Annotated in this window: 22 protein-coding genes; 6 read left to right on the forward strand and 16 right to left on the reverse strand. The window is 74.9% G+C overall.

The annotated features are described in order from the left end of the window. The first annotated feature begins 158 nt into the window (after positions 1–158). Together ACZ7KX_RS20220 and galE are read left to right on the forward strand one after the other, a co-directional pair. Positions 159–830 (forward strand): hypothetical protein, encoded by a 672-nt coding sequence (locus ACZ7KX_RS20220; RefSeq protein ID WP_470327607.1) that lies wholly within the window; start codon positions 159–161, stop codon positions 828–830. A gap of 132 nt (positions 831–962) precedes the next feature. Continuing rightward, positions 963–1,976 carry a UDP-glucose 4-epimerase GalE gene (gene galE / locus ACZ7KX_RS20225; RefSeq protein WP_470327608.1) on the forward strand — a complete coding sequence of 338 codons (1,014 nt, stop codon included), beginning with the start codon at positions 963–965 and terminating at the stop codon, positions 1,974–1,976. A 104-nt stretch (positions 1,977–2,080) separates the two neighbouring features. Here the strand turns inward: galE and ACZ7KX_RS20230 are convergent, their stop codons facing one another. Continuing rightward, positions 2,081–2,770: a lytic transglycosylase domain-containing protein gene (locus tag ACZ7KX_RS20230; RefSeq protein WP_470327609.1), complete on the reverse strand. Its 690-nt coding sequence runs from the start codon at positions 2,768–2,770 to the stop codon at positions 2,081–2,083. Between the two features lie 73 nt (positions 2,771–2,843). Then, positions 2,844–3,050: an antitoxin gene (locus ACZ7KX_RS20235; protein WP_470327610.1), complete on the reverse strand. Its 207-nt coding sequence runs from the start codon at positions 3,048–3,050 to the stop codon at positions 2,844–2,846. A 258-nt stretch (positions 3,051–3,308) separates the two neighbouring features. Here ACZ7KX_RS20235 and ACZ7KX_RS20240 point away from each other — a divergent pair, with 258 nt between their 5' ends. After that, complete coding sequence (locus ACZ7KX_RS20240) at positions 3,309–3,935, forward strand: DUF6542 domain-containing protein (RefSeq protein WP_470327611.1); 627 nt, start codon at positions 3,309–3,311, stop codon at positions 3,933–3,935. Between the two features lie 238 nt (positions 3,936–4,173). Beyond that, on the forward strand, positions 4,174–5,688 hold the full coding sequence (locus tag ACZ7KX_RS20245) for an LCP family protein (RefSeq protein WP_470327612.1): 1,515 nt from the start codon (positions 4,174–4,176) through the stop codon (positions 5,686–5,688). A gap of 103 nt (positions 5,689–5,791) precedes the next feature. Here the strand turns inward: ACZ7KX_RS20245 and ACZ7KX_RS20250 are convergent, their stop codons facing one another. Further along, positions 5,792–6,619, reverse strand: coding sequence for a nucleotidyltransferase (locus ACZ7KX_RS20250; protein ID WP_470327613.1), 828 nt, complete (start codon positions 6,617–6,619; stop codon positions 5,792–5,794). A gap of 240 nt (positions 6,620–6,859) precedes the next feature. Beyond that, entirely contained in the window at positions 6,860–8,374 is a 1,515-nt protein-coding gene (locus ACZ7KX_RS20255) for a DUF6777 domain-containing protein (protein ID WP_470327614.1), read from the reverse strand. A 201-nt stretch (positions 8,375–8,575) separates the two neighbouring features. On the opposite strand from ACZ7KX_RS20255, the gene ACZ7KX_RS20260 reads away from it, so the two are divergent. Beyond that, on the forward strand, positions 8,576–9,928 hold the full coding sequence (locus ACZ7KX_RS20260; protein ID WP_470327615.1) for a streptophobe family protein: 1,353 nt from the start codon (positions 8,576–8,578) through the stop codon (positions 9,926–9,928). A 15-nt stretch (positions 9,929–9,943) separates the two neighbouring features. Here the strand turns inward: ACZ7KX_RS20260 and ACZ7KX_RS20265 are convergent, their stop codons facing one another. From ACZ7KX_RS20265 to ACZ7KX_RS20285, 5 genes are all read right to left on the reverse strand, one after another. After that, positions 9,944–10,441, reverse strand: a complete 498-nt coding sequence (locus ACZ7KX_RS20265) for a hypothetical protein (RefSeq protein WP_350520902.1) — start codon at positions 10,439–10,441, stop codon at positions 9,944–9,946. Positions 10,442–10,527: 86 nt separating this feature from the next. Next, the gene (locus tag ACZ7KX_RS20270; RefSeq protein WP_350520901.1) at positions 10,528–10,902 is read right to left on the reverse strand and encodes a DUF1304 domain-containing protein; all 375 of its coding nucleotides are present in this window, start codon (positions 10,900–10,902) and stop codon (positions 10,528–10,530) included. After that, complete coding sequence (locus ACZ7KX_RS20275) at positions 10,890–11,957, reverse strand: serine/threonine-protein kinase (protein ID WP_470327616.1); 1,068 nt, start codon at positions 11,955–11,957, stop codon at positions 10,890–10,892. The genes ACZ7KX_RS20270 and ACZ7KX_RS20275 overlap by 13 nt, the downstream gene beginning before the upstream one ends. Then, positions 11,954–12,568, reverse strand: a complete 615-nt coding sequence (locus ACZ7KX_RS20280) for an SH3 domain-containing protein (protein WP_350520899.1) — start codon at positions 12,566–12,568, stop codon at positions 11,954–11,956. The genes ACZ7KX_RS20275 and ACZ7KX_RS20280 overlap by 4 nt, the downstream gene beginning before the upstream one ends. Before the next feature lie 141 nt (positions 12,569–12,709). Further along, a complete protein-coding gene (locus ACZ7KX_RS20285; RefSeq protein WP_470327617.1) occupies positions 12,710–15,076 on the reverse strand; it encodes an ABC transporter ATP-binding protein/permease in 2,367 nt (788 codons plus the stop codon). Between the two features lie 173 nt (positions 15,077–15,249). Here ACZ7KX_RS20285 and ACZ7KX_RS20290 point away from each other — a divergent pair, with 173 nt between their 5' ends. Next, the gene (locus tag ACZ7KX_RS20290) at positions 15,250–16,599 is read left to right on the forward strand and encodes an acyltransferase (protein ID WP_470327618.1); all 1,350 of its coding nucleotides are present in this window, start codon (positions 15,250–15,252) and stop codon (positions 16,597–16,599) included. A gap of 21 nt (positions 16,600–16,620) precedes the next feature. On the opposite strand, the gene ACZ7KX_RS20295 is transcribed toward ACZ7KX_RS20290, so the two are convergent. The 7 genes from ACZ7KX_RS20295 to ACZ7KX_RS20325 form a co-directional block, all read right to left on the reverse strand. Continuing rightward, positions 16,621–17,409, reverse strand: a complete 789-nt coding sequence (locus ACZ7KX_RS20295) for a DUF3050 domain-containing protein (protein WP_470327619.1) — start codon at positions 17,407–17,409, stop codon at positions 16,621–16,623. Positions 17,410–17,530: 121 nt separating this feature from the next. After that, the gene (locus ACZ7KX_RS20300) at positions 17,531–18,499 is read right to left on the reverse strand and encodes an alpha-ketoacid dehydrogenase subunit beta (protein ID WP_470327620.1); all 969 of its coding nucleotides are present in this window, start codon (positions 18,497–18,499) and stop codon (positions 17,531–17,533) included. Further along, positions 18,496–19,551, reverse strand: a complete 1,056-nt coding sequence (locus tag ACZ7KX_RS20305; RefSeq protein WP_470327621.1) for a thiamine pyrophosphate-dependent dehydrogenase E1 component subunit alpha — start codon at positions 19,549–19,551, stop codon at positions 18,496–18,498. Before ACZ7KX_RS20305 ends, ACZ7KX_RS20300 begins: the two co-directional genes overlap by 4 nt. Next, positions 19,548–20,462 carry a phytanoyl-CoA dioxygenase family protein gene (locus ACZ7KX_RS20310; RefSeq protein ID WP_470327622.1) on the reverse strand — a complete coding sequence of 305 codons (915 nt, stop codon included), beginning with the start codon at positions 20,460–20,462 and terminating at the stop codon, positions 19,548–19,550. Before ACZ7KX_RS20310 ends, ACZ7KX_RS20305 begins: the two co-directional genes overlap by 4 nt. A gap of 30 nt (positions 20,463–20,492) precedes the next feature. Further along, positions 20,493–21,479, reverse strand: coding sequence for a 4-hydroxyphenylpyruvate dioxygenase (gene hppD / locus ACZ7KX_RS20315; protein WP_470327623.1), 987 nt, complete (start codon positions 21,477–21,479; stop codon positions 20,493–20,495). A gap of 51 nt (positions 21,480–21,530) precedes the next feature. Further along, positions 21,531–22,787 (reverse strand): beta-ketoacyl-[acyl-carrier-protein] synthase family protein, encoded by a 1,257-nt coding sequence (locus ACZ7KX_RS20320; protein ID WP_470327624.1) that lies wholly within the window; start codon positions 22,785–22,787, stop codon positions 21,531–21,533. Continuing rightward, positions 22,784–24,400 (reverse strand): class I adenylate-forming enzyme family protein, encoded by a 1,617-nt coding sequence (locus tag ACZ7KX_RS20325; protein ID WP_470327625.1) that lies wholly within the window; start codon positions 24,398–24,400, stop codon positions 22,784–22,786. The genes ACZ7KX_RS20320 and ACZ7KX_RS20325 overlap by 4 nt, the downstream gene beginning before the upstream one ends. Positions 24,401–24,489 lie beyond the last annotated feature (89 nt).

Below are 24,489 nucleotides of genomic sequence, written 5' to 3' on the forward strand. Positions count from 1 at the left end.
TCGTGAGCCGCCGGCCGGAAGGGACCGGCCGAAATTCGCGGATCCTGGGGGTCGTTAGAACAGACACGCTGGGCGCGGCCGCCACTCACCCAGTGGCGGCCGCGCCCGGCGCACCGCTTCCCGCGCCCGTTCCCCACACCGCCACGAGGAGTCCCGCCATGCGAACCCGATCGATCCTCGCCGCCGCCGTCCTGGCCGCGGCGGCCGTCCTGTCCGCCGCCACGCCCGCGGTCTCCCACGGCGACAGCGTCCACCTCGACGTCACCGGCCAGCAGAACGGCCACGTCAGCACCGTCGCCACCTGGGAGAACGACCACGACCCGGTCACCGAGGAGTTCGCCGGAACGCTCTCCGCCACCGCCGCGGACGGCCGCGCCGTCGGGCCCTGGCGCCTGGTCGCCGTCCCGGGCCACCCGGGGACGTACACCACCCGGGAGATCGTCCCCGCCGGGCACTGGACGGTGACCGTGGACTGCGCCTTCCCCTCGCTGGGGCACGCCCAGCGCGAGCTCGACGTCGACGCGACCGCCATCGACGACCCGGTGCCCGCGGGCACCGCGGCCCACCCGACGCCGGCCCAGCCCACCGCCGGGCCGGCTCAGGGGACGGGCTCCGGGACCGCCCCGACCCTGGCGCCCGTTCCCACCCGGTCCGCCACCTCCGGCCCCGCCGCCACGCAGGGGGCCACCGCCGGACCCGTCCGCGAGACCACGGCCGCCACCGCGCACGAGACCACCTCCGACGCCACCACCTGGGCCGCCGTCGGCACCGCCGTCGCGGCCGTCCTGCTGACCGGCGCCGGCCTCTGGTTCCGTCGCCGCCGGGCCTGAGCCGCCGGGCCGCAGCCGCCCGCCCCCGGCCGTCGGGGTGCCCCGCCGGGGAACCAGCAGGGCACGAACCGACGTCCTCCTCGGTCATCGGGCGCACCGAGCGCCCGGCCAATCGCAAGGGAGCGTCCGCGGATGAAGAAGGTGCTGATCACCGGCGGTGCGGGGTTCATCGGGAGCACGGTGGCCTCCGCCCTGCTCGACCGGGGGATCACGCCGGTCGTGCTGGACGACCTCTCGAAGGGCCGGGCCGAGTTCGTCGAGGACCGGATTTTCTACCGGGGAGACATCGCCGACGCCGCCCTGCTCGACCGGATCTTCGCCGACCACCCGGACATCGACGCCACCGTGCACTGCGCCGCGAAGATCGTCGTACCGGAGTCCGTGGCCAAGCCCCTGTACTACTACCGGGAGAACGTCGCCAAGACCGTCGAACTCCTGGAATCCCTCCAGCGGCACGGCTGCACCCGCGTCGTCTTCAGCAGCTCCGCCTCCATCTACGCGCCCACCCCCGACGCCCGCGTCGACGAGAGCTGCCCGGTCGACGCCAACAGCCCGTACGCGCGCACCAAGCAGATGATGGAGCAGGTGCTCCAGGACTGGACCCGCGGCGAGGGGGCCCAACGGCAGCGCGTCATCGCCCTGCGCTACTTCAACCCGATCGGTGCCGACCCGCAGCTGCGCACCGGACTGCAGGACCTCAACCCCACCCACGCCCTCGGCAAGCTGATCGAGGCGCACACCACCGGCGCGCCGTTCACCGTGACCGGCGTCGGCTGGGCGACCCGCGACGGCTCCGGCATCCGCGACTACGTCCACGTCCAGGACCTCGCCGAGGCGCACGTCGCGGCGCTGCTGCGGTTCGACGAGGTGGTCGCCCCGGGTGCGGCGGACCGCTACCGCGTGATCAACGTCGGGACGGGCGACGGCACCACCGTCCGCGAGCTGATCGCCGCCTTCGAGGAGGCGGTCGGCGCCCGGCTCGACGTCCGCGAGGCGGGCCCGCGCCCCGGCGACGTGATCGGCTGCTACGCCGCCGTCGACACCGCCCGCGAGCTGCTGGAGTGGCAGCCCCGCCGCGGCATCGCCGAGGGGGTCGCCGACGCGCTCGCCTGGCGCGCCAAGTGGGCGGCCCACCTGGGCGTCTGACCGGTCGGCAGACCCGGGGCCCACCCGCGTACCACCCGTCGCCGCGTGCCGGGCCGACGGGGGCGGGCCCCGCCCGTTCCACCCCACGGGCCCGGCGGCGCGGCCTACTTCACGGCCTCGCCGGACTTCGTCCAGTTGTCGCGCAGCCGGTCCAGGTAGGACTGCGCCTGGGAGCCGATCTTGACGCCCCGGGCGAAGGCCAGCATGTTGCCCGCGCCGGCGTTGTAGCCGAGGGCGGCGAGTTCGTCGCGGCTCAGCGACACGCTCGGGTGGGCCGGGAGCTGCTCGGCGAGGTCGTGCAGGTGCCACGCCGCGGCCTGGACGGCGAGGTCGCGGTCGTCCGGGAGCTCCTCCCACTGGCGGGCGGCGAAGGGGCGGCCGGGCTTGGTGTCGTCGAACGCGGCCCGGTGCATGTTGGCGATGCCGAAGGACGCGTCCGGCTTGCTGCGCTGCCAGGCCCGTTCGAGCTCGGGGTCGTGCGGCTTGTACGCCTCGTTGTAGAGGATCGCCATCAGCAGCTGCGGGTTGACCCCGGCCTCGGCGGCGAACCGGCGCACCGGCGCGGCGTAGTCGGCGGGGTCGTAGCGGCCCGAGGCCTTCGACGGTGCGGCCGAGGGGGCGGCCGACGGCGCGCCGCCGGACGACGGCGCCGACGACGCCGCGGTGGACGGCGTGGGGTCGGCGGAGGTCGCGCCGTCGTGGCCGTTGCCGCGGACGAGGCCCAGTCCGGCCACGACCACGACGCCGATCACCAGCCAGCGCCCCCAGCCCGGGCCCTTCTGTTCCTCGCTCACCGCTGCCGGTCCCTCCCCGTTCGCCCGTGCGCCCGTTCGACCGCCGTACGGTCGACCGCCTTCCGTCGGCAGGTTACTCGGCGCTCCCGCGGTCGCCGTCGAGGGTGCGGAGGAAGTCCTCCGCCTTCTCGACGCCGGTGTCGATCTGCCCGCTGTACTTGCCGTCCGTGCGGTCGTCGATCGCGTCGCCGACCTTCTCCAGGCCCTTCCCGATCACGTCACCGTGCTCGCGGGCGAGGTCGGTTGCCTTGCCCGCCAGGTTCTTCGGACCCTCCGACATGGTGACGCTCTGCTCCTCTGGCGCGTTCCTGATGGTGTGCCGACGTGGCGGGGATCATGACCATCCTAACGACGGCCGACCGAACGGTTCGCCTGCTGCCGGCCGGCGGCGGGTGACTTTGGTGAGATGGGTTTGTATGCTCCAGCCCTACTTCTACAGAGGTGTAGAAGTAGGGCTCGTCGCCGGGACCGAAGGCGTCCCGGCGACCGCGGCGGTGCGATCGCGTCGCCGCAGCCGCAACGATCGAGGGAAGTGCGCATGGCCGGCCAGCGGGCGAGAACGCCGTACCAGGACGCGGGACCGCGCCCCGAGGACCGTGCCTTCCCCGCCCAGCGCTCCCGGGTGGCCGGAGCCCCGGGAGGCCCGGTGGACGCCGGGCACGCCGGGCGCGCCGGCGCGGAGCGGTCGGCGCGGGCGCCGCGGACGGGGGCGGCGCGCCGCCGGCAGCAGGCGCGTCGGCGCGGCGGTCTGGTGGCCGCGTGCTCCGCGGTCGGGCTGCCCGTACTGGGCGCTGTCGTGGACGAGTCGGGCGGGCCCGGCGTCGGCCTGCTGTTCGCGGCCGGCTCGGTGCTCGGGACGGGCGTCGCGGCGGCACTGTGCAGCCGGCCGGGCCGGTGGTGGGTGGTGACGGCCGCTCCGGTCGTGGTGCTGCTCGCCGCGGCGGGCGTGGAGTACGCGGCGCACCCCGACGAGTACCGGGGCAGGAACCTGGGGACCGGCACGCTGCGCTGGGTCGTCGAGGCGTTCCCGGTGATGGCCGCCGCGGTGGGGGCGGCGCTGGCGGTGGTCGTCGGCCGGGCGGTGGCCGACCGCCGCCGGGCCGTGCCCGACCGGCGACGACCCGACGGTCCGGGCGCCCCGACCGGGGGGAGCCGTCGTGGCTGAACGCAACAACCGGGGCCGGGGCACGGGCCGTTCCGGTGTCCCCGGTCGTACCGGTGGTGCCCCTCGTTCCGGCGGTGCCCCTCGTACCGACGGCAGTCCTCGTACCGCTGGTACCCCTCGTGCCGGTGGTGCCGCTGGTTCCGGCCGCGCCGGCGGCCCGCGCGGTCGGGTCCCGAGCCGCGGCCCCGCCCCGCTGACCGTCGCCGGGCGCACCCTGGCCTGCGCCGTCTCCATCGCCGTGCTCGGGGCCAGCGGCTTCACCTGGTACGAGTACCGCAGCCTGGACGACGGCATGATCAAGTCGATGGCGCTGAGCGAGGCGAAGAAGAACGCCCCGCCGCACCTCGACAAGTCCGTCAACCTGCTGCTGATCGGTCTGGACAGCCGCAAGGACATGGACGGCAACGACCTGCCCAAGCAGTTCGTGGAGGACGAACTGCACGCGGGCTCCAGCGGGATCGGCGGCTACAACACCAACGCCCTGATCGTGCTGCACATCCCGGCCAACGGCGGCAAGGTCTCCGCGCTGTCCGTCCCGCGCGACGACTACGTGCAGACCGTCGGGGCCGACGGCAGGATGCACAAGATCAAGGAGGCGTACGGCATCGCGAAGGACGCCGCCGAGCTGAAGCTGGCCGGCAAGGGGCTCTCCAAGGCGGACCTGGAGCGGCAGAGCCGGGAGGCCGGCCGCTCGGCCACCATCCAGACCGTGCAGAGCCTCCTGGACGTCCCGATCGACCACTTCGCGGAGGTGAACCTGATCGGCTTCTACGACATCGCCAAGGCGGTGGAGCCGATCCAGGTCTGCCTCAACCACCCGGTGGACGATCCGATCACCGCCCGGACCGCCACCCACGAGGGCGGCGGCACCGGCCTCAAACTGCCGGCCGGGATCAGCTCCCTCAACGCCGCCCAGGCGCTCTCCTTCGTCCGCCAGCGCCACCACCTCGCCAACGGCGACCTCGACCGCACCCACCGGCAGCAGGCGTTCATCTCCTCCGTCGAGTACAAGCTCAAGCAGCAGGGGATCCTGAACGACTTCGGGCAGATGCAGAAGCTGTTCGGGGTGGTGAAGAAGGACGTCGTCATCGACAACGAGTGGAACATCCTCGACTTCGCCCGGCAGGCGCCCAATCTGACGGGTGGCAACGTCGAGTTCAACACCCTGCCGATCGCCGGGTTCAGGACGGTCGGCGGGCAGGAGGTCAACACCGTCAACCCGGACCTGATCAAGAAGATCGTCCGGCAGTTGTTCAACCACGATCCGGCCGCCGCGGCCGCGCCCGCCGGGGACGCACCGGGCGACGCGGGCGCCGCTCCCGCCGCCTCCGCGTCGGCTGCGACGACCGCCTCCGCTGCACCGAGCGGGCCGGCGAAGGCGGTGGTCGACGTCAACGCGGCGGCCGGCGCCGGCACGGCGTCCAACGAGTCCAAGGCGCTGGCCGAACTCGGTTACCAGGCCGGCAGGATCGGCGACGCCCCGGCCAGGACCAAGGTCACCACCGTCGCCTACGGAAGCGGCGCCAAGGCCGACGCCCAGCAGCTCGCGGGCCGCTACGGCGTCACCGCCGCACCCTCCGGCACGGTTGCGCCCGGCCACATCCTGCTCACCCTCGCCGCCGCCCGCACCCCGGCCCCCACCGCCGTGCCCCCGGGCGCCGCCGCGACGGGCGACCCGTCCGGCGACCCGGCGGCGGGCCTGCCGATGCAGGGGCCCCCGGTGAAGGCGGGGGGGATCCCCTGCGTGGACTGAGGGGATCGTGGCCCGGCCGCAGCTGGTCGGCTCGATCGGGTCGGTCCCGGTCCGGCCGGTCCGGTCGGTCCCGGCCGACCGGACGGTCCGGCGGCGGCGCGGGTCAGGGGCGGGGTGTCTTCTCGCCGTGCACGGCGGTGTACTCGGCCGCGAGCCACGGGCCCAGGTCGTCGATGAGCATGGTGAGGACGCCCCGGTCCACGGCGGGGGCGCGGTCCGCGGCCGGAGTGCGGGCGGTGGCGGCGGCCAGGCGCATCCGGTCGGCGTGCTCCGGGTAGTAGGCGGCGAAGGCCTCGGCGGAGGCGGTGAGGTCGCTGGTCCAGCCGCCCCAGCGGGGCATCACCAGGGTGAAGCCGGTTCGGACGATGCGGCGGGTGACCGCGCGGGTGAGGGCGCGGAGTTCGGCGTCCGTGGTGGCGGCGGCCGCGCGCTCGCGCCAGCGGGGGAGGGCCGGCGCGAGGTCGCCGTTGGTCTCCCGGGCGAGCAGGGAGGTGGGCCGGTAGCGGGGGAGCCGGGTGGCGAGGTCCACGCCGAACAGCGGGGTGCACAGGCAGGCCACGAACCAGCCCAGGTCGTGCCGTTCGAGCTCGCTCAACAGGGTGCCGGTGCCGAAGAGCAGCATGCCGACGCCGTCGACCTGCGCGAACTCGGCGTCCAGCGCGGCTTCGAGGGCGTCGGCGTCGGCCCGGTCCGCGGCCGTGGGCTCGTGGTGCAGGGCGAGCAGCAGGTCGAGGTCCGAGACACCGGGGCGGGCGGTGCCGCGCGGGATGCTGCCGTAGAGGTAGGCACTGTGCAGCCGGTCGGGGCCGAAGACGCGGGCGATCCGCTCGCGGGCCGCGCCGACCACCGGGGCGAACGGCGCCGGCATGCGGGTGAGCGAGCCCTCCCGGGCGATGAATCCGGCGGCGTCCAGGCCCTGAGCGGTGGTCATGGGGGCACTCTGCCGTACCAGCGGCCCGGCTGACCAGCGAGATATCCGGCCACCCGGTGGCTTGTCGGTGCCGTGTGCAAGCATCCGTCGTGCACGAACACGGAGGGCGTGCGAGGGGATCGGCACGGGCACCCGGGGCGGCCGTCGGCGACCGATGGCCGACAGCCGACGGCCGGGAGGCGTGCCGCTGCCACCGGCCGGGAGTCGGACGGTGGCAGCGGGGCGGAGCCGGACGCCCGGTCAGCTCGGCGTGGCCGCCTGCGTGGTCGGGCACGGCGGGAGGGTCGACGGCGCCGTGGTCGCACAGGCCGTGGTCGGCGACTTCGCGCTGGTGGTGACGGTGGTCGCGGCCGATGTGACGGTGGTGGTCGGTTTGCCGGCCGTCGTGGCCGTCGTGGCTGTCGTGGCCGTGGTGGTGGCGGTCGAGGGCGCGGTGCTCGCCGTCGACTTCGTCGCGGACGGCGTGCCCGTGGTGGTCGTCGCCGAGGAGGACGACGGCCCGCCCGAGGAGGTGGTCGAGCCCGAGGTGGTGGACCCGGAGGTGGTCGAGCCCGAGGTGGTGGACCCGGAGGTGGTCGAGCCCGAGGTGGTGGCCCCGGAGGTCGTGGCACCCGAGGTGGTGGCCCCGGACGTCGTGGCACCCGAAGCGGTCCCGGAGGCCGGCGAACCCGACGGCGTGGTCGGCTTCCACACCGCGGGCGGCGGCACGCCCGGCGCGAGGGGGCCCTTCGGCGGTTCGACGGGCTTGTCCACGATCCGGATCTGCCCGGTCGCCCGGGCGAACCAGCCGCCGGTGTCGATGTTCACCAGGACGATCGCGGTCACCGGCTGCGGCGCCGGCACCACCACGATCAGCGAGGACGGCTGGAAGCCCGTCCAGCCCTTCCCGGTGTACTTGGCGTTGCTCATCAGCTTCGGCGGCCCCAGCGGGTTGCCGCAGGCGCAGCGCACCCTGGGCACGCCCTGGGCGTCCACCAGGACGGCCGTCCCGGCCTGCAGCGCGGACTGGTACTCGACCGAGGCCCCGCCCTTGTAGCTGTGGTTGGTCACCCGGGTGTCCACCCGCAGGTACGCCGGGGTGAGCGAGCGCAGGTAGCCGGGGATGTCGGCCTGCGCGATGCCGGCGCCGGCGGCCCAGGCGCGCCCGGTGTCCCCGGTCGAGACCATCCCGATCAGGCGCTCGGTGTCGCAGCTGGACTTGCCCATCGCGCCGCCGTACAGCCCCGCGGAGCTCCCCTCGACGCTGTGCAGGGCGGCCGACGTACTGCCCGCGGACGTTGCGCCGCCCGGGTGGGTGGTACCGCCGGGCTGCTGCGCCGCCGAGGTGGCGGGAGCGGGCGCCGTCATCCCCTGGGTTTCCACCGACGGGGTGAACGGGGCGGGCCCCGGGTCCGCCGGCGCCTGCAGGGCGACCTCGTTGGCGGCCGGGATCGCCTCGGTCTTGCTGCCCTGGTTGCTGACGATCACCACGGTGGCCACCACGGCCACCACCAGGGTGCCCGCCGCCAGCGCCAGCCCCTTCGGGGAGCGCCACCACGGGCGGTGCGGCCGGCCCCCGGAGCCGCTGGAACCGTTGCCACCACCGGAGGGCGGCCCGGAGTCCCCGGGCGGGCCCGAGGGCGGCGGGGGCACGGACGACGGCCCGGAGGTGCCGCCACCGGACGGCGGACCGGCCAGCGGGCCCGACGGGGGGCCGGAGGGAGGGCCGTACGGCGGCTCGGTCGGTGGTCCGGACGGCGGTGGTTGGGAGGTCATCGAGGCTCCGTTTCGCAGGCGGCCGGCGATCGCGTTCGGCACGGGAAGCTCCTGCCACTGGCTTCCCTTTCTCTCCCGGCGCACCGCCCGCCGCAACAGCAGGTGCCCGAGGCGTCGCCGAGCGTGCGCCCCGGGCGTCGGCCACCCTGGAAGCCGAGCGGGCCCGAGAGCCGGAGGCCCGTCGAGCGACCAGGAGGCGGCATGGAGCAGCCCACGACCCGGGCCGCGGGCCCGCCCGGCGCCGTCCGCGGCTGGCTGGACGCGCTCGCCGTCGTGCTGGCCGGGGTGGTCGCGATGGCGGCGGTGGCCGCGCTCGGCCTCTGGCTGGCCGGCGCCGCCGACCTCCCCGACGGCGGCTTCGCCTCGGTGGTCGCGGCGACGCTGGCGCTCGCCGTCGGCGGATCCGTCCAACTCGACGGCGGCGCGGGCGGCTTCGCCGCCGTGGACGCCGGGATCACGGCGATGCCGCTGACCGTCTCGGTGGTCGGCGCGGTCACGATGGCCGAGGTGCTGCTGCGTCAGCTGCGCTTCCGCGCGGTGGCCGGCGGGCGTGAACTGCTGGGCCGGCTCGCCCGGACGGTCGTGCTGTGGGTGCTCGCCCTCGTCCTGCTGACCCTCGCCGCCCGGCACAGCTTCGTCGTCCCGCTCGGCGGCGACCTCGTGCAGTCGATCGGCGGCGCCCTCGGGCTGACCCCGCAGGTCGGCTTCCACGCGGAGGGCCCGAGCACCGTCGGCATCGGTCTGGCGTGGCTGCTGGCGGTGCTCGCGGCCACCTTCGCGGTGTCCCGCCGGGCGCCGCTGCCGCCCGCCCTGGTGCGCCACCAACTCGCCGTCCGACCGGCTGCGTTCGCACTCTGGATGGTGCTGCTGGCGTACCTGGCGATCGGCGCGGTGGCGGGGGTGCTGACCGCCGTCGTCAACGGCAACGCCCGGCAGACCATGGCGGTGCTGCTGCTCGCCCTGCCCGACCTCGCCTGGATGGCCTTCGGCCTCGGGCTCGGCGCCGAGTGGCACGGCCGGTTGAAGGGCGCACTCGGCCTGCCCGTGCCCAAGCCGCTCGCCGAGGTGCTGCGCGTGCCGGACGGACAGGAGGCGACGGTCGACCTCGGCACCCTGGCCGACCAGGACGCGCGCGCCTGGTGGCTGCTGCCGCTGGCCGCCGTCCTGCTGCTCGCGGCCGCCTTCCTGGCGGCCCGTCGTTCGCCCCGCACCGTCCGGCTCTGGCAGCACGCCGTCCGGTTCGCGCTGGCCGCCGCCGTCACCATGCTGCTGGTGGGCCTGTGGACCCGGATGGACGCAGAGTACGGGCTCTCCGTGCTCGGCGTCGGCCTCGGCGAGGGCGGCGGCCTGGACGATCTGATCGGCTCCGTCCTCGGCGGCTCCAATCCGGTGGCCGGCCTCGGCAGCGGCAGCCTCACGCTGCGCCCCTCGCTGTGGACGGCCGTTCCGCTCGCGGCGGGCTGGGGCCTGGTCACCGGCGCCCTCGGCGCGCTGCTCGCCACCCGGGTGCGGCACCGGGGGGAGGTCACCGAGCAGGAGGCGGCAGGGAGCTGACGGGCCGGCCGGGGCTCAGAACAGCCGGTGGCCCTGCACCAGGGCGGTCCTGGTGCCGTCGTCGCGGACGTGCCGGAGCTTCCTGACACCGCTGTGCATCTTCGCGCTGAACAGCAGCGAGGGGCCGATGATCACGCCCGCGGCGGCCAGGGCGAAGAGCAGCCCGATGTTCTGGGTGCTCCGGTCGTCGCCCTCCTCGACGGTCTGGCCGCCGAGGTGGATCAGCATCGGGACGGTGGCCAGCAGCGAGAGCAGCAGCAGCCAGCCCAGCGCCCGGTGCACCAGCTGCTTGGCCCTCGCCCGGGCGGCGCTCTCCACCCGGACTGAGAACGCCCGGAGGCACCGCGGGCAGATGAGGGCGATGTCGCGGTCCCCCTCGGCGGGCCGCGGCGCGCCGCCCTGCGGCACGTGGGAGACGCTCCACCTGACCCTCGTCGTGGTGGGTCCGTGCTCCACGCTCACCCTGCAGCCGAGGCTCACCACGTATCTGTCGCCGATCGTGGACTGTGCCACCGTGCCACCCCCAGACGCCGCCGCGACCGTCACGGGGCAGGCGGATTGTAGCCGTGCCCGCAGCCGGTGAAACAGATGACGTCACGTCAAAAGGCCTCGGACAGAAGGATCACCGCCGCCGGGACGGCCTGGCCGAGCGCCCCGCGCCACAGCCTGGGCTCCGAGACGAACAGGGTGATCCCGCCCGCGACCATGAAGGCGGCGATGTAGAGGATCACCGCGCGGCCCGAGCCGCCGTGGCCGGAGTGCAGCAGGACCAGGCCGGTGACCAGGCCGAGGGCCAGGAAGAGGTTGTAGAAGCCCACGTTGAAGCGCCAGAGCCGGACCTCCGGGGCGTCCGCGGTGTTGCCGGTGAGCAGGTAGCGCACCCGGGGGTGTCCGTAGAGGAAGCTCTCCAGCGGCCACGCGACGAGGTGGATCGCGGCGGCGACCATGGCGAAGACCTGGCTCACGGCATCCATGACGAGCGGCTCCCTCCGGACGCGAACGGGGACGGCCACGCGGGCGGCGGGTGGACGACCGGCGAGGCCCAGGCGGGGGGCTCCGGCACCGCGCGGGGCACGCGCGGGTCGAACGCCGGGACGACCTGGGTGGGCGGCCCGCCGCTGCCCCACCGGGCCGCGTCGGGGGCGTCGGCCGCGGTGGTGGCCGCGCGCAGCTCGGCGACGAACTGCAGGCAGCTCGCGTACCGCTCCTCGGGCGTCTTGGCGAGCGCCCGGGCGACCACCGCCGTCACCGGGGCCGTCAGGTCGGGCCGGTGCTCCTCCAGCGCCGGCGGCGGGTCGTTGAGGTGGGCCCAGAGCAGTGCGAGGTCGCTCTCCCGGCGGAACGGCGGGGTGCCCGCGAGCATCTCGAAGACCACGCAGCCGAGGCTGTACTGGTCGCAGCGCCCGTCCAGCGGCCGGCCGGAGATCTGCTCGGGCGCCGCGTAGTCCAGCGTGCCGACGATCTGGCCGACACTGGTCAGCCCGCTGAGCGACAGGGACTTCTTGGTGAGGCCGAAGTCCGCCAGGTACAGGTGCTCCGGGTGCTCGCTGTCCGTGCCGGCGGCGACCAGCACGTTGCCCGGCTTGACGTCCCGGTGCACCAGGTCGTGGTCGTGCGCGGCGTCCAGTGCGGAGGCGATCTGCAGGGCCAACCGGGTGGTCCGCTCGACCGGGAAGGGGCCGCCCCGGTTGATCAGGGCGCGCAGGTCGCCGCCCTCGACGTAGCGCATCGCGATGAACAGGATGCCGTCGTGCTCGCCCGCCTGGAACACCGGGATGATGTGCGGGTGGTCGATCGCCGCCGCGGCCTCGGACTCGTGGATGAAGCGCTGCCGGAACACCTCGTTGCGGGCCAGCTCGGGGGCCAGCAGCTTGACCGCGACGGTCCGGCGCAGCCGCAGGTCCTTGGCCCGGTAGACCACGGCCATGCCGCCGCGGCCGATCTCGCTCTCCAGCCGGTAGTCCGCGACCTTCCGCCCGACCAGGCCGGCGGGCAGGCTCGGGGCGGACGGCTGCTCGGCGGAGGTCACGGCTCGCCCGCCTGGGTGGGCGCGTACGGGCCGCCCACCGGCGACGGCGACGCCCCGGGCGCGGGCGACTGCGCCGGTGCCGGGGTCGGCGTGTGCCGCGGGGAGGGCTCCGGTGCGGCGGGCGCCGGCTGCCGGTCGGTGGCCGCGTACGTCTGCAGCTGCAGCCCGTCGCAGTAGCACCAGCGGTCGTGCACCGGGTCGAAGACCCAGAGCGCCTCGCCGTCCACCACCAGGCCGACCCGCAGGCCGCGGGTGCGCTCCCGGAACGCCTCCAGGTCGAGGGTCCCGGCCGCGAGGTCCTCCAGCAGGGCGCGGTAGCGGGCCAGCGCGGCCTCGGCCTCGGCGAGCGCCGGGCGCGGATCGGCGGTCCGGGCGGGCGGGCCCCCGGCGGCGGGCGGCGGCTGCGGCAGGGCGACCAGCAGCCGGCCGTCGACCCAGGCGCTCCAGCCGTTGGAGCACAGGACCTGCGCCCAGTCGCCCTGGCGGCCGAGCAGCTGCAGCGGGAGCAGCGCGTCGAACCGCGCGGACGGCCGTGCCGGGTCCGGGGCCGTCCAGGAGGCCAGTCCGCCCGGCGGGGCGACGTGGGTGGGGCTGAACACGAACTCGTCCATGGGCGGCTACATTTCCTCCGCCGCGCGACCCCCGCCGCGCGCGGCACGACTCGCACCACAGGGTCGGTTCCCACTCTACCGGCGGCGGCCCGACCCGGCGCCGGGCGCGGGTGCACGCCCGCGCCCGGGCCGGCCGCCGGACTACTTGCGCATCACCGAGGGCTCGTGCCGCCGCAGCAGCGCCAGCACCGCCAGGCCGTACGCCACCGAGAGGCCGAGCATCGCGCCCATCCCGACCAGCCAGCCGGTGCGCTCGTGGCGGAACATCGGGTCCGCGGTGATCGGGGACGGGATGGTCAGCCCGTTCAACTGGACCGTCCGGGCCATGGAGGACAGGCCCCACCGCGAGGGGAACAGCCAGGCGAACTGCTCCAGGCCGGGCACGCCGACCAGCTTGAGCATCAGACCGCTGAGGACGATCTGGACGATGGCGAGGAGCACGAGCAGCGGCATCGTGGTCTCCTCCTTGTCGACGGCGGCGGAGACCACCAGGCCGAGCATCATCGCCGTGAACGCGAGCACCGCGACCGCGATGATCAGTTCGGGCAGCTGCGGCATCAGCACACCGCTCGTCACCGGTGGCGGGGAGCCCGGACGGGGCTCGGCGGAGAGCTTGACCCCGCCCAGGCCGACCACGGTCAGCACCGCGGCCTGCGCCACCGTGACCGCCCCGAGGACCACCACCTTCGAGACCAGGTACGCCGATCTGGACAGGCCGACGACGCGTTCCCGCCGGTAGATCGCGCGTTCCTTGACGATCTCGCGCACCGAGTTGGCCGAGCCGGTGAGCACGCCGCCGAGACAGAGCGTGAGCAGGCAGTTGATGGCGTTCTCGTCGGTGAGCCGGGAGCCGGCCATCACCCGGCACATCAGGCCGATGATGAACGGCAGCGCGATCATGACGGTGAGGAACAGCCGGTCGGCCGCGAGCACCGCGGAGTACCGGCGGACCAGCGTGCCCAGCTGGGAGAACCAGCTCTGCGGCTTCTCGTGGCCGATCGTCGGCGCGGACGCCGCGGCGTCGTGCGGCGGGTGGGCCGCCTCGGCCGTCACGTACCGCTGGTACTGCAGCGAGGCCCGGAACCGGTCGCGGGCGACGCCCTCGGTGTCGCTCTCGAAGGCCTCGAAGGCCTCCGGCCACTCGTCCTGACCGAAGTAGTCGAGCGCCTCGCCGGGCGGCCCGTAGTAGGCCGTCCGGCCGCCCGGGGCCAGCACCAGCAGGCGGTCGCAGACGTTCAGGCTCAGCACGCTGTGCGTCACCACGACCACCGTGCGGCCGTCGTCGGCCAGCCCGCGCAGCATCCGCATCACCGAGCGCTCCATGCCGGGGTCCAGTCCGGAGGTCGGCTCGTCGAGGAAGAGCAGGGAGGGCTTGGTCAGCAGCTCCAGGGCCACGCTGACCCGCTTGCGCTGGCCGCCGGACAGGCTGGCGATCACCTGGTCGGCCCGTTCGTCCAGGCCCAGTTCGTGGATCACCTCCAGGACCCTGGCCTCCCGCTCCTGCGGGTCGGTGTCGCCGGGGAAGCGCAGCTCGGCGGCGTAGGTGAGCGCGCGGCGGACGGTCAACTGGGTGTGCAGGATGTCGTCCTGCGGAACCAGCCCGATCCGGCGGCGCAACTCGGCGTAGTCGCGGTAGAGGTCGCGTCCGTCGTACAGCACCGTGCCCTGGTCGGCGGGGCGCAGCCCGGTGAGCGCGTTGAGCAGCGTGGACTTGCCCGCTCCGCTGGGGCCGGCCACCGCGAGCAGGGTCTTCTCGGGGAGCGGGAAGCTGACGTCGTCCAGCAGGACCCGGCGGTCCGGGCCGACGTGGACGACCAGGTGCTGGACGTCGAGCGAGATCTCGCCGGTGTCGGTGTACTCGACCAGTCGGCCGTCAACCAGGCACAGGGCGGAGTGGCCGATGCCGACGATGTCCGCGGGGCCGACCGGGCCGCGCTTGACCGGGCGGCCGTTGAGGTAGGTGCCGTTGTGGCTGTTCAGGTCGACGATCTCGTGACTGCCGTCGGGCAGTTCGCGCAGCTCGGCGTGGTGCCGGGAGACCACCAGGTCGTCCAGCACCAGGTCGTTGTCCGGCGAGCGGCCGATCCGCACGGTGCGGCCGGGCAGCTGGAGGACGGCGCTCGGACTGCGGAAGACGCCGGAGCTCTCCGGGGCGACCAGGACCGTGCGCTCGTCCGGCGCCGGGGCGGGCAGGCCGGCGAAGGTCGCGGACGGGCCGTCGGCCGGATCGCCGAACCGCAGCCGGGTGCCCGGGCCGACGTCCTCGCGGCTGACCCGGTGGCCGTCGTCGAAGGTGCCGTTGGTGCTTCCGACGTCCTCCAGCAGCCAGTGGCCGTCGGTGGCGCGCAGGATCGCGTGGTGCCAGGAGACCCGGGGGTCGTCCAGCACGATCTCACTGGTCGGGTCGCGGCCGACGTGATAGGCCCGGGTCGGGTCGATCAGCTGGGAGTCGGTCTCGGTGACCAGGACGAGGGGTGGCGCGGTGAGTGCGCCGACGCGCTCTCCCATGCTGGGAATTCTATCGCCGGTGGGCGCGAACGGCCTTCCCGGACCACAGGATTGGACTGGACCACTGTGCCGTGGCGGCACTATCGTTCGGCGTGCCCGCGCGTCGCCGGGCGTCGGGCGTCGGCAAGTGCCGGGCGTCGCCGGGTGTCATCGAGTGCTTCGGAACGGAACCCATGAGCATCTGGCCCCGGTTGCGCCGATCCCGGACCGTCCGAGCCGGGCGGGCCACCGGCCGGGTGCTGCGCTGCGGCCTGATGGACACCATGCTCGCCGACCTCGCCGTCTCGGTCGTGCTCTGCTTCGAGCAGCCGCTGGACGACGACCGGCTCGCCGCCGGCCTGGCCCGCGCCCTGGAACGGGTGCCGGTCTTCGCCGGGCGGCTGCGCACCGTCGACGGAGTCCTGGAAGCGGTCTGTGACGACTCCGGCGTGCCGCTGGAGGTCTACACCGTGGACGGCACGCTCGCCGAGGCGATGGGCCGGGTCACGGCGGCAGGATCCGAACTGGTCGACCGGCTGGACGCACCGGGCGCCCGCACCGGCGGCGCCCCGCTGCTCACCGTCAGGGTCACCCGCACCGCCGACGGCGGGACGCTGCTCGGCTGCTCCTGGCACCACGCGATCGGCGATCTGCACAGCTTCATGCTGCTGCTGCGGATCTGGTCGGCGGCGGTCGAGGGGGAGCCGCTCCCGGAGGCCGAACTCGTCCCCGACCAGGACGAGTTGCTGGACGGTACGCTGCCCGCCGAGGACTGCGGGCGGCCCGGGTTCCGGGTGCCCGCGCCCGCCGAGGCCGAGCTGCTGGCCCGCGAGGTGGCGGCCGGGCCGCGCGCCAACCGGACCGTCCAGATCGCCTTCACCGACACCGAAGTGGCCCGGATGCGCGCAGAGTTCGGTGCCGCGGCCGGGCGCAGGCTGTCCGCCGGGGACGTGCTGTGCGCGCATCTGCTCGCCACCCTGCGGGAGTTGGACGGCGACGACGCCGAGCGGATGCTGACCGTCCCGGTCAACGCGCGCCGCTGGCTCGGCCTCTCGCCCGCCCTGGTGGGCAACCTGCTGAGCGAGGTGCACGTGCCGCACCGGCCCGGGGACGGCCCGGCGGCGCTGGCTGGCGCGCTGCGGGCGGCGGTCGAGGAGTTCCCGACCGCGCACCTCAACCTCCGGGCCAACCTCGGCTTCCTGGCCGCGCTCGGCCGCTCGCGGCTGCGCGAGTGCGTACCGCTGGGCTTCGACCCGCAGGCCCGCCGGTTCAGCTTCTCCAACTGGAGCCGCTTCGGCGCCTATGCGGTCAGCTTCCAGGGGCAGCGCCCGGTGTTCTTCAGTCCGGCCGCCAACTACCCGCTGCCGTGGGTCTGCTGGACGGTCGAGGGGTTCCGCGGCGAGGGGTGGCTGGCCACGGTGGTGCTGCCCGCCCGGCTCGCCGCCCGGGTCCGCGGTGCGGAGGGCCGGGCGGCGCTGCACCGCTTCCGGACGGGGGCCGACGAGCTGCCCGCGTCGGCCGCCGTGCTGCCGAAGGTGATCTGAGCGCCGTCCGGGGGCCGGACGCTACCGGAAGGACCGCTCGATCCCGGTCCACAGCCGGGAGCGGGCCTGCAGCGCGGTGCGGACGGTCTCGGCGCAGGAGTCCCACTTGGCCTGGTCGTCGCCGCACAGGTCGATCAGCATCTGCATCGCCATCGGGGTGTGCTGCTCGCCGTCGACCTCGATGTGCCGGGCCAGGTAGTCCTTGAAGACGGTGAGCAGGCCGTCCGGGTCGTCGATCGCGATCACCTGGGCGAACATCTCGGGGATCAGGTCCTCGCGGCCGAAGGCGAAGGCCGCGGCCCGGCAGTGCACCGGGGCGTTCTCGATGACGGACCAGGTCGTGCTCGTGAAGTCCACGGCGGGCTGCGGGACGTCGGCGGCCTTCAGTGCCTCCGGCACGGCGGAACCGGTGCCCAGCAGCGCGAGGAACGCCTCCACCGGGCGCGGGTCGGCACCGGCCCGGCGCATGCCCTCCAGGTACAGCTCGAAGTGGCTGGTGTAGCCCTCGCCGAGCTCGTCGCTCTCCTCGACCAGCACGATCTCGTTGATCAGCCGCCGGCTGGCCGTCGGGCCGCCGGGCACCCACGGGACCTCGACGCAGGTCAGGTCGCGCTGCAGGCTCTTCAGCAGCGACATGAAGTCCCAGACGGCGAAGACGTGGCTGTTCAGGAAGGTGCGGACGCGCTCGATGTCGGTGAGCGCCGAGTACACGGAGTGGCCGACCACCTCGCGGCGCAGCGGGTCGATGGCCTGCTGCAGGCTGGTCAGTCCGGGGTGGGAGCGGTCCCAGTGGTAGCGGTTGGCGGACATGCGGGCTCCTTGTCGGTCACGGGGTGTGCTGCGGGGGTGTCCCGCGTGGTGCTGCAGGGGTGCTGCGGGGTGTGCCGGGCACGGGGGTGTCGCGGCACGGGCTTGCGGGGGCGGGGGCCGGTCAGGGGTGCTTCATGACGGCGTACAGCGCGTGCCGCAGCTGGTCGCGGCTCGGCTGCACGGCCCGGTCGAGGGCCGGGGCGAAGGGCAGGACGGCGCCGTCGGGCCGGGTGATCCGGCGCGGCGGGGCGATCAGGCGCAGCTCCTCGGCGGCGGTGGCCAGCACCTCCGCGCCGAAGCCGCAGCTGCGGTTGGAGTCGTCGATCACCACCAGCCGGCCGGTGCGCTGCAGCGAGTCGGCCAGTGCCTGCCAGTCGAAGGGGTGGACGGTACGCGGGTCGAGCACCTCCACCGAGACGTCCGGCGCGACCTCCTCGGCCACGGCGAGCGCGTCGTGCACCAGGTGCCCGAGGGCGACCACGGTGACGTCGGTGCCCGGGCGGTGGATCCGGGCCCGGCCGAGCGGCACCGGGGCGAGCTCCCGGGTGACGGTCTCGCGCACCGGCAGGGCGGCGGCGGGCGCGAACACCACGACCGGGTCCGGATCCCGGATCGCCGAGCGCAGCAGCCCGTAGGCGTCCGTCGGGGTGGCGGGCACCACGGTCTTCAGGCCGGCGTGCGCGAACAGGCTGTACGGGTGGTCGGAGTGCTGTCCGGCCCAGCCGTCCCTTGAGCCGGAGCCGGGGACCAGGCAGGTCAGCGGCACGGCCGCCTGGCCGCCGGTCATCAGGGAGAACTTGTGTGCCTGGTTGACGAGTTGTTCGAAGACCAGGAACAGCAGCGAGGGGATCTGGAACTCCAGCACCGGGCGTCGGCCGGCCAGCGCGGCGCCGACCGCCATCGCGGTGAAGGCCTGTTCGGACAGCGGGGTGTCGACGATCCGGTCCGGGCCGAAGCGGTCCAGCAGGCCGAGCGTGGGCCCGGCCAGCCCGGCGCCGATGTCCTCGCCGAAGACGCAGACCGCGGGGTCGGCGGCGAGTTCGTCGGCCAGCGCCCGGTTGAGCGCCTTGGTGTACGAGAGCCTGGTCACGGTGTCGCTCCCGCCCGGGCTCGCAGCCCGTCCGCGTACAGGTGGTCCGATGCGCGCGCCGGGTCCGGGTGTTCGGAGGCGAGCGCGAACTCCTCGGCGGAGGTGAGCTGTTCGGCCACCGATCGGTCCAGCCCGGCGAGCGCCGCGGGGTCGATCAGGGCGGCGGCCCGGGGGAGCGGGTCGCGCCCGCGCCAGGCCTCGACCTCCTCGGGGGTGCGGTAGCGCAGTTTCATCCGGCGTTCCATGGTGTGGTGGCCCTCGTAGCGGTAGGTGCGGCACTCCAGGAAGCCGGGGCCGCCGCCGTCGCGCGCCCGCTCGACGGCGTTCAGGGCGGCGGCGCGGACGGCCTCGGTGTCCATGCCGTCCACCTCCTCGGTGGGGATGCCGAAGGCGGCCGCCCGGCCGGTGGCGCTGCCCGCGACGGCGGTGGCGGCGGGCAGGGTGGTGGCGTAGCCGTTGTTCTCGCAGACGAACAGCACCGGCAGGCGCCACATCGCGGCGAGGTTGAGCGATTCCAGCAGCACGCCCTGGTTGAGTGCGCCGTCGCCGAAGAAGGCCACCGCCACCGGGGTTCGCCCGGGCGGCTCCTGGCGGGCCGCCCAGGCGGCGCCGACCGCGATCGGGGCACCGGCGCCGACGATGCCGTTGGCGCCGAGGATGCCCAGGGAGAGGTCGGCGGCGTGCATGGAGCCGCCCCGGCCGCCGTTCAACCCATCGACGCGGCCGAGGAGTTCGGCGAGCAGCCGGTGCGGGGCGGCGCCCCGGGCGAGCACGTGGCCGTGGCCGCGGTGGGTGCTGGTGAGCCGGTCGGCCGGGCCCAGCGCCGAGCAGACGCCGACCGCGACGGCCTCCTGCCCGATGTACGGGTGGATGCCGCCGGGGATCGCGCCGGACTTCACCAGGCCGAGCGCCAGCTCCTCGAAGCCGCGGATCAGCCGCAGCATCCGGTAGCGTTCGGCGGGCGTGCCGAGCGGGGCGGGGACGCCGGGCGCGCGCACCGCCTCCGGGGGAAGGGCTGCGGCCGGGGTGTCCGTGTCCGGGGGAGCCGTCACGGCCGTCCCCGCCAGACCGCCGGGCAGAACCGCGGGTCGGCGTAGTCCGGCCGGCCGTCGGCGGTGCGGCGCACCAGGACGTCGTGGTTGTACACCACGGGGCTGCCGTCCGCCCGGTCGTGCCGGTGGTACTCGTTGGCGGCGTCCTGCAGGTGCAGCGAGACGGCGCGGCGCGGGTAGGAGGCCAGGTTGGGGCCGCTGCCGTGGTAGGTGCGGCAGTGGTGGAAGGACATGTGGCCGCGCGGGATCGGCATCGGGACCTTGGTCACCTGCTGCCCGTTGTGGGCGGCGTTGGCGGCCAGGATGCCGTCCAGTTCGGAGCGGTCGCGGTCGGCGAAGTGCCGGGTGGAGTCCTCGCCGGAGGGCAGCTCCCGCCAGCGGTGGCTGCCGTCGACCATGGTGATGGTGCCGTTCTCCTCGTGGCAGTCGTGGAAGGGGATGAAGGCGGTGAGCATCTCCTGCGAGGTGCAGGTCTGCCAGTAGTGCTTGTCGAAGTGCCACGGCACCCGGTTGCTGGGCTCCCCGGGCACCGGCGGCTTGTAGATCAGGGTGGCCTGGAAGATCCGGATCTCCTCCGTGCCGGCGAGCAGCGCGGCCACCGCGCCGACCAGCGGCTTGCGCAGGACGGCGCCGATCGCGTCGCTCTCGTAGTGGACGTAGTCGTTGTGCCGCTGGACGGGACCGTCCGACGGCTGCCAGGACGCCAACCTGGGCGGCCGGACGGGCAGTTCGCGGTCGCGGTGGCCGGCGTAGTACAGCTCGGTGGCGGCCTGCAGGGTGTCCAGCTCCTCGTCGCTGAACAGCCGGCGGGACAGGTACCAGCCGTGCTCGCGGTAGTGGGCGACCTCGTCGGGGGTGGGCAGCAGCGCGCGCTCGGCCTCGGTGAGCCGGAACTCGGCGGTCGTGGTCATGGTCGGGCCTCCTTCGGGGGTGCGGGGTGGTCAGGCGGAGGCGGCGGAGCCGTGCCGCTTGATGGCCTCGTACAGGGCCTTGATGTTCGCGGTGCCGAAGGTGCCGGCGCCCTGGCGCTCGATCAGTTCGAGGAAGTAGGTGCGCCGGGGGTGGGTCGAGCGGGCGAAGATCTGGAACAGCTGGCCGCCGTGGTCCTGGTCGACCAGGACGTGCAGGTCGCGCAGGGTCTCCACCGGGATGGCCGTCTCGCCGAAGCGCTCGGCCAGGACGTCGAAGTAGGCGCCCGGGGTGGTCAGGAACTCCACGCCGCGGGCGCGGACGGTCCGGACGGCGGTGGTGATGTCGCGGGTGCTGAAGGCGAGGTGCTGCACGCCGGCGCCGCCGTGGGCGGCCAGGAAGTCGTCGATCTGGCCGGGCCGGCGGCCGGTGTCGGGTTCGATCAGGGTGAAGGTGACCGCGCCGGAGGGGCTCTGCACCACCTTGGAGTCCATGGCCTGCTCGCCGACCTCGATGTGCTCCTCGAAGATCGTGTGGAATCCGAGCGCGGCCTCGCAGAACCGTACGGCGGGGGCGAGTTCGCCGGCCGGGAGGCAGATCGCGACGTGGTCGAGCGCGTCCAGCAGGCTCGGCTCGGGGGCGGGCCCGTCGGTGGGCAGCTGGACGAGCCGCAGCGCGGTGTCGCCGAAGCCGGCGATCAGCGCGCCGGCGCGGTCCAGGACGCGGGCGCCGTGCCGTTCGGCGCGTTCCAGTGCGGCCTGCGGGTCGGTGCAGCCCAGGGCGAGGACGGCGACGCCGTCCCCGTGCCGCGCGACGAAGTCGGCGACCGGGTGCTCGGGGTCGGCGGCGGAGGCCAGGTGCAGCCGGATGGTGCCCTGGCGCAGTTCGACGGTGCGGGTGCCGTCCGGCGCGGTGGCCGGGGCGTCGGCGGTGAAGCCGTAGTCGGCGCAGAGCCCGGCCGCGGTCTTGTCGGCGTCGGCGCAGTGGAACTCGGCGTGGGTGATGGTCTGGACGGACATCGGGATCTCCCCCCGGAGGGATGGCAGGTGGTGGATCGGTGGGCCGACGCGCTATCCGGCGGCCCCGGCCCGGGCGGGGCCGAGGACGAGGCTGAGGTTGTGGCCGCCGAAGGCGAAGGCGTTGCTCAGCGCGGCGCGCACCGGGGCGGACCGGGCGCTGCCCCGGACGTGGTCGAGGTCGCAGGCCGGGTCGGGGTCGGTCAGGTTGAGCGTGGGCGGCAGCGTCCCCCTCGCCACCGCCAGGGCGGTCACCGCCGCCTCCAACGCGCCCGCGGCGCCCAGGAGGTGGCCGGTGGCGCCCTTGGTGGAGCTGACCGCGGGCCGGTGCGCGCCGAAGACGGAGTGCAGGGACGCGGTCTCGGCCGCGTCACCGAGCTTGGTACCGGTGCCGTGGGCGTTCACGTAGTCGATGTCGCCCGGGGCCAGGCCCGCGCTCGCGAGCGCGGCGCGCATCGCGTCGGCGGCGCCGGTGCCGTCGGGCCGGGGCATGGTCGGGTGGTGGGCGTCGGTGGAGGCACCCCAGCCGATGACCTCCGCGTAGCCGCCGGCGCCGCGCGCCCGGGCGTGCGCCACGCTCTCCAGGACGAGCACCGCGCTGCCCTCGCCGAGCACGAAGCCGTTGCGCCGGGCGTCGAAGGGCCGGCTCGCCTGCTCCGGTTCGTCCCAACCCTGGGCCAGTGCGCGGGCGTTGGTGAAGGCCGCGGCGATCGTCGGGTGCAGCGAGGATTCGGTGCCGCCGCACACCACCACGTCCGCGTCGCCGGCCCGGATCAGCCGCAGGCCCTCGGCGATCGCCTGGGCGCCGGCCGCGCACGCCGTCACCACGGCGGAGCTGTACCCCCGGATGCCGTGCTTGATGGCGACCCGGGCGGCGGCCATGTTGGAGAGCATGCCGGGCAGCAGGTAGGGGCTGACGCCGGGGCGGCCGCGTTCCAGCCGGCGGTGCGACTGCTGCTCGAAGGTCTCCAGCCCGCCGCCGCCCGTCGCCAGCACCACGGCGGTGCGGTGCGGGTCGGCGTCCCGGCCGACCACCAGGCCCGCGTCGGCGAGCGCGTCGTCCGCGGCGGCCAGGCCGAGCAGCACGAAGCGGTCCACGCAGCGGGTCTCGGTGGGCGCCAGCACCTCCCGGCCGTCCACGGCGGGGGCGATCCCGGCGGCGGGCAGCCAGCCGTGCGCGGCGTGGCCCTCGGGGACGGCGCGGATGCCGGAGCGGCCGGCGGTCAGCGCCTCGAACACCTCGGCGGGCTTGCGGCCGAGCGGGGTGACCAGGCCGATGCCGGTGACGACGGCGCCCTCGCGGCCGGTCACGCGCCGACCGCCGCGAGGTGGCGCTGCCGCAGCAGGACCTTGCGGACCTTGCCGGTCGGGCCGAGCGGGATGTTGTCCCCGGAGACCACGGACACCCGGCGGACGGTCGCGGCGGTGGGCCCGTCCAGGGCGGCGAGGACGGCCGCGGTGCGGTCGAGCGCCGGGTCGGCGCCCTCGGCGAGGAGCAGCAGGACGTCGGTGACCACCTGCTCGCCGTCCCGGAACGCCACCACCGTGCAGTCCAGCACGTCCGGGTGGGCGGCCAGCACCCGCTCCTCCGACATGGCGGTGAACAGCCTTCTGCCGTCGCCGAGTTCGACCGAGTCGACGGCCCGGTCGACGTGGTAGTAGTAGCCGTCCCCGTCCCGGTACACCAGGTCCCCGGTGAGGAAGCGGCCGCGGATCCGGGTGCGGAAGGTGGTGGCCGAGTCGTTCCAGTAGCCGAGCGCCAAGGTCGGTGAGGCGGTGGCGAGTTCGCCGACCTCGCCGGGGCCGAGCGGTTCGCCGTCCGGGCCGAGCACCGCGCAGTCGACGAAGGCGTGCGGGCGGCCGACGCAGCGGCCGTAGCGCTCGGTGCCGGGGCCGTGGGTGATGAAGAAGTGCGAGTGGCCCATCTCGGTGGAGCCGAGGCCGTCCACGAACTGCGAGCCGGGGACGCGGGCGCGGCCCGCACGGGTGACGGTCTCCCGGCTGCCGGTGGCGATCAGACGGCGGATGTGCACCTCGTGGGCGCAGTCGCCGGTGTTCCACCAGAGTGCGACGGAGGTGAGGTCCCGGGTGGTGAGGTCGTGGCGGGCCAGGTCGGCCCAGGTGGCGGCGAAGCCGACCACCCCGGTGGGCCGCCACCGCTCGATCGCCTCCAGCACGCCGTCGCCGGACTGCCGGGACAGGAGGGCGAGCCGGGTGTGCGAGCCGAGCGCGAGGTTGAGCGCGATCAGGGTGGCGGCGTGCGGTGCGGGCAGGGCGCTGAGCATGCGGTCCTGGCCCTGGGGGCGGGGCAGCCGCAGCCGGTGGCGGATCGCGGCGTAGAGGCTCGCGTGCGAGTGGACGACGGCCTTGGGCAGGCCGGTGGTGCCGGAGGAATGGGTGATCGCCACCGGATCGCCGGACCAGTGCCGGTACGGCTCCGGGGCGTCGTCCGGGTCGCCCGCGCCGAGGGTGCCGATCTCGGGCAGCAGGGGTGCGCCGGGCTCGTGGCCGGCCAGCGCGGCGAGGTGGGCCGGGTCGGCGAGGACGCCGGCCGCGCCGAGGCGGGAGATGTAGCGGGCGGCGCGCTCGCCGTCCAGGTTCGGGTTGAGCAGGGCGGGGATGGCGCCGAGCCGGGCCAGGGCGAGGAAGGCCAGCACGTGGTCGGCGGCGTCGCTCGCGTAGACCACGACCGGGTCGCGCCGGGTGACGCCGAGCGCGTGCAGGGCGGCGGCCCGGGCCCGGACGGCCCGGTCGAGCTCGCGCAGGGTGAGCGGCTGCCAGGCCGGGTGGTCGTCCACCGGGGTGTCGAAGGTGAGCAGCGGCTCGTCGACGTCCTGCCCGAGCGCGATCCGGGTGGTCAGGACGTTGCCGGCGCCGACGTCGGGGTCGTCCGCGAGCAGGGTGCGGAGACTGCGGATGGTCACGGGGGTGGATCCCTCCCTCGGGGCCGGCGGACGGCCCGGGCGGCTGATCGGATGGCAGGGTCGGTCGGCCGCGCGCGGACGGCAGCGGC

This window comes from Kitasatospora sp. NPDC038210, assembly GCF_055600605.1.

Excerpts from the sequence above, each read along its gene's own strand:
- ACZ7KX_RS20250 (WP_470327613.1), bottom strand. The coding sequence starts at position 6,619 with ATGACCACCGCTCAGGGCCTGGACGCCGCCGGATTCATCGCCCGGGAG.
- ACZ7KX_RS20240 (WP_470327611.1), top strand. The coding sequence starts at position 3,309 with ATGGCCGGCCAGCGGGCGAGAACGCCGTACCAGGACGCGGGACCGCGC.
- ACZ7KX_RS20295 (WP_470327619.1), bottom strand. The coding sequence starts at position 17,409 with ATGTCCGCCAACCGCTACCACTGGGACCGCTCCCACCCCGGACTGACC.
- ACZ7KX_RS20235 (WP_470327610.1), bottom strand. The coding sequence starts at position 3,050 with ATGTCGGAGGGTCCGAAGAACCTGGCGGGCAAGGCAACCGACCTCGCC.
- ACZ7KX_RS20260 (WP_470327615.1), top strand. The coding sequence starts at position 8,576 with ATGGAGCAGCCCACGACCCGGGCCGCGGGCCCGCCCGGCGCCGTCCGC.
- ACZ7KX_RS20285 (WP_470327617.1), bottom strand. The coding sequence starts at position 15,076 with ATGGGAGAGCGCGTCGGCGCACTCACCGCGCCACCCCTCGTCCTGGTC.
- ACZ7KX_RS20255 (WP_470327614.1), bottom strand. The coding sequence starts at position 8,374 with ATGACCTCCCAACCACCGCCGTCCGGACCACCGACCGAGCCGCCGTAC.
- galE (WP_470327608.1), top strand. The coding sequence starts at position 963 with ATGAAGAAGGTGCTGATCACCGGCGGTGCGGGGTTCATCGGGAGCACG.
- ACZ7KX_RS20280 (WP_350520899.1), bottom strand. The coding sequence starts at position 12,568 with ATGGACGAGTTCGTGTTCAGCCCCACCCACGTCGCCCCGCCGGGCGGA.
- ACZ7KX_RS20310 (WP_470327622.1), bottom strand. The coding sequence starts at position 20,462 with ATGACCACGACCGCCGAGTTCCGGCTCACCGAGGCCGAGCGCGCGCTG.
- ACZ7KX_RS20270 (WP_350520901.1), bottom strand. The coding sequence starts at position 10,902 with ATGGATGCCGTGAGCCAGGTCTTCGCCATGGTCGCCGCCGCGATCCAC.
- hppD (WP_470327623.1), bottom strand. The coding sequence starts at position 21,479 with ATGTCCGTCCAGACCATCACCCACGCCGAGTTCCACTGCGCCGACGCC.
- ACZ7KX_RS20220 (WP_470327607.1), top strand. The coding sequence starts at position 159 with ATGCGAACCCGATCGATCCTCGCCGCCGCCGTCCTGGCCGCGGCGGCC.
- ACZ7KX_RS20290 (WP_470327618.1), top strand. The coding sequence starts at position 15,250 with ATGAGCATCTGGCCCCGGTTGCGCCGATCCCGGACCGTCCGAGCCGGG.